Source organism: Megasphaera sp. DJF_B143 (assembly GCF_900320625.1).
GTDB lineage: Bacteria > Bacillota > Negativicutes > Veillonellales > Megasphaeraceae > Megasphaera > Megasphaera hexanoica.
Genome location: NZ_ONTA01000199.1, coordinates 1 through 8308, shown reverse-complemented (window position 1 = coordinate 8308; position 8308 = coordinate 1). Strand labels below are relative to the sequence as shown.

The following is an 8308-nucleotide window of genomic DNA, read 5'->3' as shown; positions in this document are numbered from 1 at the left end:
GCTGGCTACCCATGATTTGGAAGCGGCGTATCTGGGGACGGCTCTGGGGCAGGATATCTATACCCAAAAGCTGGCACCGCTGGGACATTATAACCATCTCGATACGATTAACAAAGTACGTCAGTATGGTTCCATTCATTCTTTTATTGAACAGGAACATATAGACAATGGGATTATCGCGGCATGTGACCAGTGTCACGTCCCGCTCGTACTGGCCGGTTCTATCCGCGATGACGGTCCTCTTCCGGAAGTCATTGGAAATGTCTATCAGGCACAGGATGCGATGAGGGCCATGATCAGCGATGCCACGACGATTATCTGTATGGCCACCATGCTTCATTCCATAGCGACCGGCAATATGTTCCCGTCGTATCGCGTGGTGGATGGTGTCGTACGTCCGACTTATTTTTATTGTGTCGATATTTCAGAATTTGCTGTCAACAAATTGCGTGACCGGGGTAGTCTGAGTGTCGATTCTATCGTAACCAATGTGCAGGATTTCATCGTCAATGTGCGCAACAATCTCTGCTGTTGATAAGGAGACAGGCTGAAAGCTATGAAAATTACGTTCTTTTTGCCATATATGGAAATGAAAGACGTCGTCTGCCATACGTTTCTTGAGCAACAGGAGCAGAGCGGGGAAGAGTGGCAGCTGGAAACGATACTCCGGCTGGGAACTCAGATCCTGGATGATGTGGATATTGGCGGCGACGTAGTTGTGGCCAGAGGGGCTACGTATCGTAAACTGAAACAATTGCTGAAGCATGTGCCGGTTACGGAACTGAAAATCAGTGGATACGATATCATGCGGGCGGCGCTGGCCTGTAAAAAAGAATCGGGCGAAGAACGTATCGGGTTCATTGGAACGACGGAAATGATTTACGGCGCCCAGCATATTTCTGAATTGATACCCGTAGAGCTGGTAACTGCTGCGGCATTTGAAGAAGATGGCATACGGGAACGACTTCTGGAAATGAAAGAAAAAGGAGTCAAAGCGGTTATCGGCGGCGTAACGTCTACGATTATTGCCCGCAAACTGGGCTTTTCTGCTGTTCGCATCAGCTCCGGCCGGGAAGCTGTGTATCAGGCGCTGGTAGAGGCAAAAAGGGCTTATCAGCTTTCCCTGCAGGAACGGCGCCGGGCCGAACTGTTCCGGGCTATTCTGAACTATACGAACGATGGCATCATTGCCGTGGATAAGAACGATGAGATTCTGCTCATAAACCGGGAAGCCGCAAATATTACAGGACTTTCGCCACAGAGCACGGGCAAGCGGCTGGCATCTCTTTTACCTCATATCCCCCTGCGCCAGGTGGTGGAAACGGCCCAGCCGGTACTCAACCGCATTACCCGTTTCAACGACCAGGATGTCACTCTGACCTGTATTCCCATGCAGACGGGAAATCAGACAATTGGTGCCGTTGCGGCATTTCAGCCCGTATTGAAGGTGCAGAACCTGGGAAATGAAATCCGGCGCAAAAAAAATCAGAAAGGGCATATAGCCAAAGCTCACTTTGATGATATTTTGGGCGAGAGCCCGGCTCTTCTGGAAACGATTCATCTGGCTAAACAGTACAGCAAGGCCGATGCCAATGTGCTAATCAATGGCGAGACGGGTACAGGGAAGGAACTCTTTGCCCAGAGTATCCATAATGCCAGCAGTCGCAGCCGGGAACCATTTGTCGCCGTAAACTGTGCCGTCCTTTCGGAAAATCTTCTGGAAAGTGAACTCTTCGGCTATGTGGAAGGCGCCTTTACCGATGCACGGAAGGGCGGTAAGAGCGGCCTCTTTGAAGCGGCCCACCACGGTACGCTCTTTCTGGATGAAATAGCGGAAATTTCTCCACGTATGCAGGGACTGCTTTTGCGGGTATTGCAGGAACATGAAATCATGCGCGTCGGCGATGACCGGATTATTCCCGTCGATGTCCGCGTCATCGCGGCGACCAACCGGGATTTGGCGGCTATGAGCCGGGAAGGGAAATTTCGGTTAGACCTATATTATCGCCTTAATACGCTGCATCTGGTGCTGCCACCGCTGCGGGACCGGGGACAGGATGTGTTATTCCTGTTCCGCCGCTTTTTGTCGGGGATTTACAGCCGTGATGGCATTATCTGGGAAGGCATGACAAAGGCGGCAGAGCAGTGTCTGCTGCAGCAGCACTGGGCTGGAAACATCCGCGAACTGTATAATGTGGCGGAACGCGTCGCTGTATTTACCGAAGGGGCGGAACTGGACGAAAACGACTTGCGTATTGCCCTGAGCGGAGGCGTACAGACTGGAACTACCCAGCAGGCCCTGCCAGAAGAATCGCCAATGCCTGCAGAGCAGAAAACCGTGGCAGCGCCGGCAGCCGGAGAGATGGATGAATACCAGCGTATCCGGCAAGTGCTGGAAGAAACTCACTATCATTATGGACATGCAGCAGAACGACTGGGAATCAGCCGTACGACACTGTGGCGGAAAATGAAGCAGATGAAGTGACAGGATAGAATCGGTGGCTGCACATCGGCTCTCCTCTTAGAATGTTGATTGAAGAAGACCGTGTACCGCGAGGTATGCGGTTTTTTTCTTATATTGAAGTTTGTTCCTTGCATAAAAGTTTTGTGAAACAGAATAATTCCGAAGTAATTATTCTGTTTCACAAAATGAAAAATATGAAACGGTAAATATGAAAAACAGAAAAGATATGTTCCATTGAACGATGCCTTAATCGAAATAGAAGGCTTTTTTGTGTGTAAATTATGTGAAAATTTTATCTTTTTAAATCATGTTGAAATAAAAAGAGCATATCTTATGTTATTACATCATAGGTGGCAGTTTGTAAATACACATTGGCATAAATATTTCATATAGACATGCGAAACGTGAGAATAAACGAAATGGCCATTTGATTTAATACTCGAACGTTGACCGTAATATGTTTCAATCTTGTTTTTATTCTATTATAATGAACTAATACGGACGTAAAGGAGAAAAAAATGAATACGGTTCCAAAGAAAAGATGGTTTAGAATTTTACCGGCAGTATTTCTTATGTACTGCATCAACATGATTGACAGAAATAATATCGGTTTTGCCTTCCCAGGCATGGAATCAGACCTGGGGATTGGTGCTACCTATGCCGGTCTTGCCGGTGGTATTTTTGCTATTGGTTACTTATTCCTTCAGGTTCCCGGCGGCTTATGGGCAGAACGCTGGAGTGCTAAGAAACTGATTGGCGTAGCTCTCATTGCGTGGGGAATCTTTGCTGCTGCTACCGGCTTTATCCAGAACGTGACACAGCTTCTGATTGTCCGCTTTATGATCGGTTTCGTCGAAGGCTGTATCCTGCCAGCCATTGTATTGCTCCTGAAACGGTGGTTCCCGCTGGATGAACGGGCCCGGGCCAATGGCATCTGGATGCTTTCCATTCCGTTTGCAGCCATGATTATGTCGCCTATCTGCGGTTTCATCCTTACCTATGCTACCTGGCGTGAAATGTTCTGGATTGAAGGCGCATTCCCGATTATATTCTGCATTATCTGGATGCTCTGCATTACGGATCATCCGAAAGATGCCAAATGGCTTTCTGAAGAAGAACGGAATTACCTTGTCAATGCTGCTGCAAAAGAAGAATCGAAAATTGCCACTAAAGGTATGTCGGTCATGGAAGCCCTTAAGACCCGTAATGTAATCATTCTCATTGCTATCTGGTTCCTGACACAGACCGGATTTGCCGGTTATTCTATCTGGCTTCCGACCATGATGAAAGATTTGACGGGCAGCAGCCAGATGTTGGTTGGCCTGCTGACTTCTGTTCCCTGGTTCTTTGCCATGATTATGCTGACTTTGAACTCCCGCCATTCCGATAAGACGGGCGAACGCCGTTTCCACATGATTGTACCGGCTGTTACATCGGCTCTGTGCCTGCTGGCTTCTACACTTCTGGCAAGTTCTGGTAATGTTACGGCAGCCGTCATCGCCCTGATTTGCTGCGGCGGTCTGATCCAGTGCTACTATGGCATCTGGTGGGCAATTCCGACGACATTCCTTACGGCTGATGTACTGGCTGTTACCCTGGGTGTCATCAACGCAGTCGGCAACCTGGGCGGTTTCTTCGGACCATGGCTCTTTGGTTATTTCACAACCGTTACGGGAAGCTCCCTGGGTGGCATGGTATTCCTGGTCGCTGCTTCCATCGTAGCGCCGCTTCTTCTGTTATTCCTGAAAAAAGATGCAACGAAAGCACCGTCTGCTACGGCTGCCCCGGTAAGTAAAGAAGCTTAAAAGGAGATGCAAATATCATGAAGTTGATTGATTTATCTTTTCCTATCCGCGATCATTGGCGTTGGGGATATAAACAAAGTTTGAAACATACATTAGAAGCCGGCGATGATTTCCGCGCTTCTGTCATGACGCTTCCGGCACATGCCTTTACTCATGTTGATACACTGCTGCACTGCAAACCAGGTGGTGCGCCGGCTTTGGACGAACTGCCTGTCGATACCTATAGCGGGGCTGCAGCCGTCATCGACCTTTCTCATATCGGTGCCGATCATGAAATCACGGCAGATGATTTAAAAGAACATGCCAAGGATATCCGTGAAGGGGACATTATTATCTTAAAGACCTGCTGGGATAAGAAACGTGATATCCAGTCTAAAGAATATTGGACGGATGCTCCTTTTGTCAGTGAAGAAGCAGCTGACTGGCTCTATGCCCAAAAGCCTAAGGCTGTCGCCTTTGATTTTCCGCAGGATCAGATTCTTAAACAGGCGGCTACGTATAAAGGATGCCTGCCTATGAGTGAATCGACGACACATTACGCATTACTCCTGAAAGGTGTATTCCTTATTGAATATCTGGCGGGTCTGGATCAGATTACAGAAGACAGAATTACCTTTATGGCTCTGCCGCTGCGCCTTGTAGGTGTGGAAGGCTGCCCCGTACGGGCTGTGGCCGTCAAATCTTTATAATAACGTAAGGAGAAATATATAACTATGAAACCAATTATCGGTATATTTTTAGGAGAAGCAGCCGGTGTAGGCCCGGAACTGATTGCCAAACTGGTAGCAGAAAAAATGCCGGATACGTGCTGCCGCCCTGTACTCATCGGCGATGCCCGTGTATTGCGCCGGGGGATGGAAATTTCTCACGTTGATTTTCCATTCACCTGTGTAGATAGGGTAGATCAGATTGACTGGGATGGTCCTGTTTCCATCATTGATTTGAAAAATCTGGACCCTGATACGGTCAAAATCGGAGAAGTCGATCCTAAATCCGGCAAAGTGACCGGTGATACCCTCGTGTATTCGATGGACCTTTTGAAGGATCATCAGATTGATGGCTTCGTCTTTGGCCCTCTCAACAAACAGGCTTTCAAACGGGGCGGGTATCATGTAGAAGACGAACATGAACTCTTTGCTCAGTGCCTCGACTGGATGGATAAGCCCCGCGGTATCCTCAATGTCATGAATAAATTGTGGACATTCCGCGTGACGACGCACATCCCCTTCAAAGAAGTACCTAAATATATTACTAAAGAAAACGTCCTGAAGACCATCGATCTGACCTATCAGACGATGAAACGGGCTGGCTATGATAATCCCCGTATTGCTCTGGCAGCACTCAATCCGCATTGCGGGGAAGGGGGCCTGTGCGGTACCGAAGAAATCGATATCCTCAAGCCCGTCGTAGAAAGCCTGCAGGCCCAGGGAAAAGATATTGTCGGTCCCGTATCGGCAGATACCATTTTCATGCATGCCTTCCGTGGCGAATACGATGCCGTCGTGACGTTGTATCATGACCAGGGGCAGATTGCTACGAAACTCCTGGCTTTTGATGAAGGAGTTACCGTAGCCGGTGGCCTGCCGTATGCTATTACGACACCGGAACATGGAACGGCATTTGATATTGCCGGCAAAGGTATTGCCAAAACGAGCTCTTTTGCCCATGCAATCCGTCTGGCAGCCCAGATGTCCGGCTGGAGGGGAGAAGAAGCATGATCATCTGCTTTTTGCAGATGCGTAAAAAAGGCTACGGTGGCAGCACACCGGAACCTCTTATAAGACGTTAATGAAAAGAACCGCATACCTCCGGGTATGCGGTTCTTTTCATTTGGACACAGTCATTTTTGCCGGACCCGGGATTTTTTCCAGGCGCCGCTCAGGTAAAAGAGGATACCTACCCAGAATGGCGTGAAGTTGGCCAGGGCATCCCCGAGCCAGAAGCCCATATAGCGCATATTCAGATAGACGCCGAACAGGACGGACAGACCCAGCCGCAGGATGAGGCCGTCAAAGAGGGCTGTTGCAAAGTTTACTTTGGTATTGCCGCTGCCATTAATGAGGGAATTCATGGCAGACCGGCCGGCACAGCTGAAAAAGCAGAGGATGCCAATGGGGACATATTCTATGCCGATACGGGCTACTTCAGGGTCATCGGTAAATATCTGAAAAATTTCTACCGGCCAGGTGTACAGCAGGATAGAAAAAAGGATAGCCAGAGTAACGGTGATGCGGAAGATGGACCAGATAATCTGATTGACCCGTTCGTACCGGGCAGCTCCGATGTTCTGCCCTATCATGGATGATCCGGCTGTATTGATGGCATTGGAAATAAGATTGGATGTTACATAGAGACGGTTGGCCACTCCGGAAAATGCGGAAACGGCTACGCCATAGGAATTAATCCATGAATTGACGAATAATTTGGAAAATTGGACAGAGGCGTTTTTGATGGCCATGGGAACGCCTAGTTTGAGAAGATCACCGGCAATCTGAAAATCAGGATGAAAGAATTCTCCCAGGGAAGCAGGCAGGTAGTACTGGCTGCGATGGCGCCAGACAAAACAGGATGCGGCCAGAAAACTGACTCCCTGACTGAATACGGTAGCCAAGGCAGCGCCGGCGGCTCCCAGATTCCAGAAGCAGACGAAAACGAGATCCAGAATGACGTTGAGGACTGTAGCGCAGGCAATGAAATAAAAGGGATGCCGGGCATCCCCCATGCCACGGAGAATAGCACTGGCAGCATTGTATCCGTAGATAAACAGAATGCCTGTCATGCTTACGACGGCATATCCCATCGTTTCGCCATATGCTTCAGGCGGTGTATTCATGAGAGCCATAATGGCGTGCCGTTCATACAGGCAACCTGCGGTCATAAGCAGAGCAAAAAAAGAGCAGCAACAGGAGCAGGGTACTTACCAGAGCAGCCAGCTGATCATGACGCCGGGCCCCGATATACTGGGATATGAGAATCTGGCCGGCGTTGGAAAATCCCATAGCGATAAAAGTCAGGCAATTCGTCAGGTCCCCGCCGATAGAAACTGCCGACAGGCCAGCCTTTCCCAGTACCTGGCCGACAATAATCATATCTGCCATATTATATGTAATTTGTAATAACTGGGACAAAAGCATAGGCAGGGCGAACCAGAGAAGCTGCCGGGTGACGCTGCCTGTCGTAAAGTCCGTGACATAAGTTGATTTATTCATTGCAGCTGAAACACAGAGAGCCTGTAGCATAGAATTCGCTGCAGGCTCTTATCCTTTATGTTTTATTATTGTTGTATCAGCAGAAAACTGCTATACCGACATTATACCAGACCTGTCCCGGGTGGAAAAGTGCTATTTCCGGTTGACCTGACGGAATTTACCAGGGGAAATCCCTTTTTGTTTGCGGAACGTTTTGATGAAATAACTGAGGTTATTGAATCCGCAGGAATAGGCAATATCCGTGATGGATTTGTCTGTGTAGGCCAGTTTCAGGCAGGCCTGGTCGATACGATACTGGTTCAGATATTCAATCGGTGTATAATGCGTCATTTTCTGGAAAAATTTACAGAAATAATTAGGTGACAATCCGGCAGCACTGGAAAGCTCGGAGAGCGTAAGGGGTGCAGCGTATTTGTCATCAATGAGCTGAAATGCCTTTTTTAGTTTTTGCATCTGAAGATGACTCGTTTCTACAGGCTGCTTTGTCACAGGAGTATATTGCTTTTCCTGAATGATAAGTCCGAACACTGTATACAGCATGCCTGTGACAATCAGTTCATAACCGGGATTTTCCCGTTGCATTTCTTCAAAGAGTATACGGACGATGAGAGCTATTTTCTTATCATCCTGGTTGAAGTGGTTGCGGACATTGAAGGTATGATTGAGCAGATTATTGAGATCACTGGATTGATAATTGGCCGAATGAAGCAGTTTGGGAGGCTCAAATACGAGACATTCATACGCCGTATCATCGGAATCGACAACACCTCCGTGGACGATTCCGTCGCGGATAAAGACGATATCTCCCGGAACGAGATGGAGTGTTTCTT

General features: G+C 48.3%; 7 protein-coding genes and 1 pseudogene. 5 read left to right on the top strand and 3 right to left on the bottom strand.

From position 1 onward, the window contains the following. The 5 genes and pseudogenes from DBO31_RS06140 to DBO31_RS06120 all read left to right on the top strand — a co-directional run. Positions 1-535: pseudogene (locus DBO31_RS06140) on the top strand (hypothetical protein); the annotation flags it as partial. A 21-nt stretch (positions 536-556) separates the two neighbouring features. After that, positions 557-2485 (top strand): sigma 54-interacting transcriptional regulator, encoded by a 1929-nt coding sequence (locus tag DBO31_RS06135; RefSeq protein WP_150824704.1) that lies wholly within the window; start codon positions 557-559, stop codon positions 2483-2485. A gap of 551 nt (positions 2486-3036) precedes the next feature. Next, on the top strand, positions 3037-4269 hold the full coding sequence (locus DBO31_RS06130) for an MFS transporter (RefSeq protein ID WP_159897787.1): 1233 nt from the start codon (positions 3037-3039) through the stop codon (positions 4267-4269). A 17-nt stretch (positions 4270-4286) separates the two neighbouring features. Next, entirely contained in the window at positions 4287-4958 is a 672-nt protein-coding gene (locus DBO31_RS06125) for a cyclase family protein (RefSeq protein WP_059076130.1), read from the top strand. Between the two features lie 24 nt (positions 4959-4982). After that, entirely contained in the window at positions 4983-5987 is a 1005-nt protein-coding gene (locus DBO31_RS06120) for a PdxA family protein (RefSeq protein WP_150824703.1), read from the top strand. 122 nt (positions 5988-6109) lie between these two features. On the opposite strand, the gene DBO31_RS06115 is transcribed toward DBO31_RS06120, so the two are convergent. From DBO31_RS06115 to DBO31_RS06105, 3 genes are all read right to left on the bottom strand, one after another. Continuing rightward, a complete protein-coding gene (locus DBO31_RS06115) occupies positions 6110-7111 on the bottom strand; it encodes an MATE family efflux transporter (protein ID WP_159897785.1) in 1002 nt (333 codons plus the stop codon). 13 nt (positions 7112-7124) lie between these two features. Then, on the bottom strand, positions 7125-7508 hold the full coding sequence (locus DBO31_RS09495; RefSeq protein WP_150824701.1) for an MATE family efflux transporter: 384 nt from the start codon (positions 7506-7508) through the stop codon (positions 7125-7127). Between the two features lie 102 nt (positions 7509-7610). After that, a partial coding sequence (locus tag DBO31_RS06105; RefSeq protein WP_150824700.1) for an AraC family transcriptional regulator occupies positions 7611-8308 on the bottom strand: 698 nt, incomplete at its 5' end.

Excerpts from the sequence above, each read along its gene's own strand:
- DBO31_RS06135 (WP_150824704.1), top strand. The coding sequence starts at position 557 with ATGAAAATTACGTTCTTTTTGCCATATATGGAAATGAAAGACGTCGTC.
- DBO31_RS06130 (WP_159897787.1), top strand. The coding sequence starts at position 3,037 with ATGTACTGCATCAACATGATTGACAGAAATAATATCGGTTTTGCCTTC.
- DBO31_RS06125 (WP_059076130.1), top strand. The coding sequence starts at position 4,287 with ATGAAGTTGATTGATTTATCTTTTCCTATCCGCGATCATTGGCGTTGG.
- DBO31_RS06120 (WP_150824703.1), top strand. The coding sequence starts at position 4,983 with ATGAAACCAATTATCGGTATATTTTTAGGAGAAGCAGCCGGTGTAGGC.
- DBO31_RS06115 (WP_159897785.1), bottom strand. The coding sequence starts at position 7,111 with ATGGCTCTCATGAATACACCGCCTGAAGCATATGGCGAAACGATGGGA.
- DBO31_RS09495 (WP_150824701.1), bottom strand. The coding sequence starts at position 7,508 with ATGCTACAGGCTCTCTGTGTTTCAGCTGCAATGAATAAATCAACTTAT.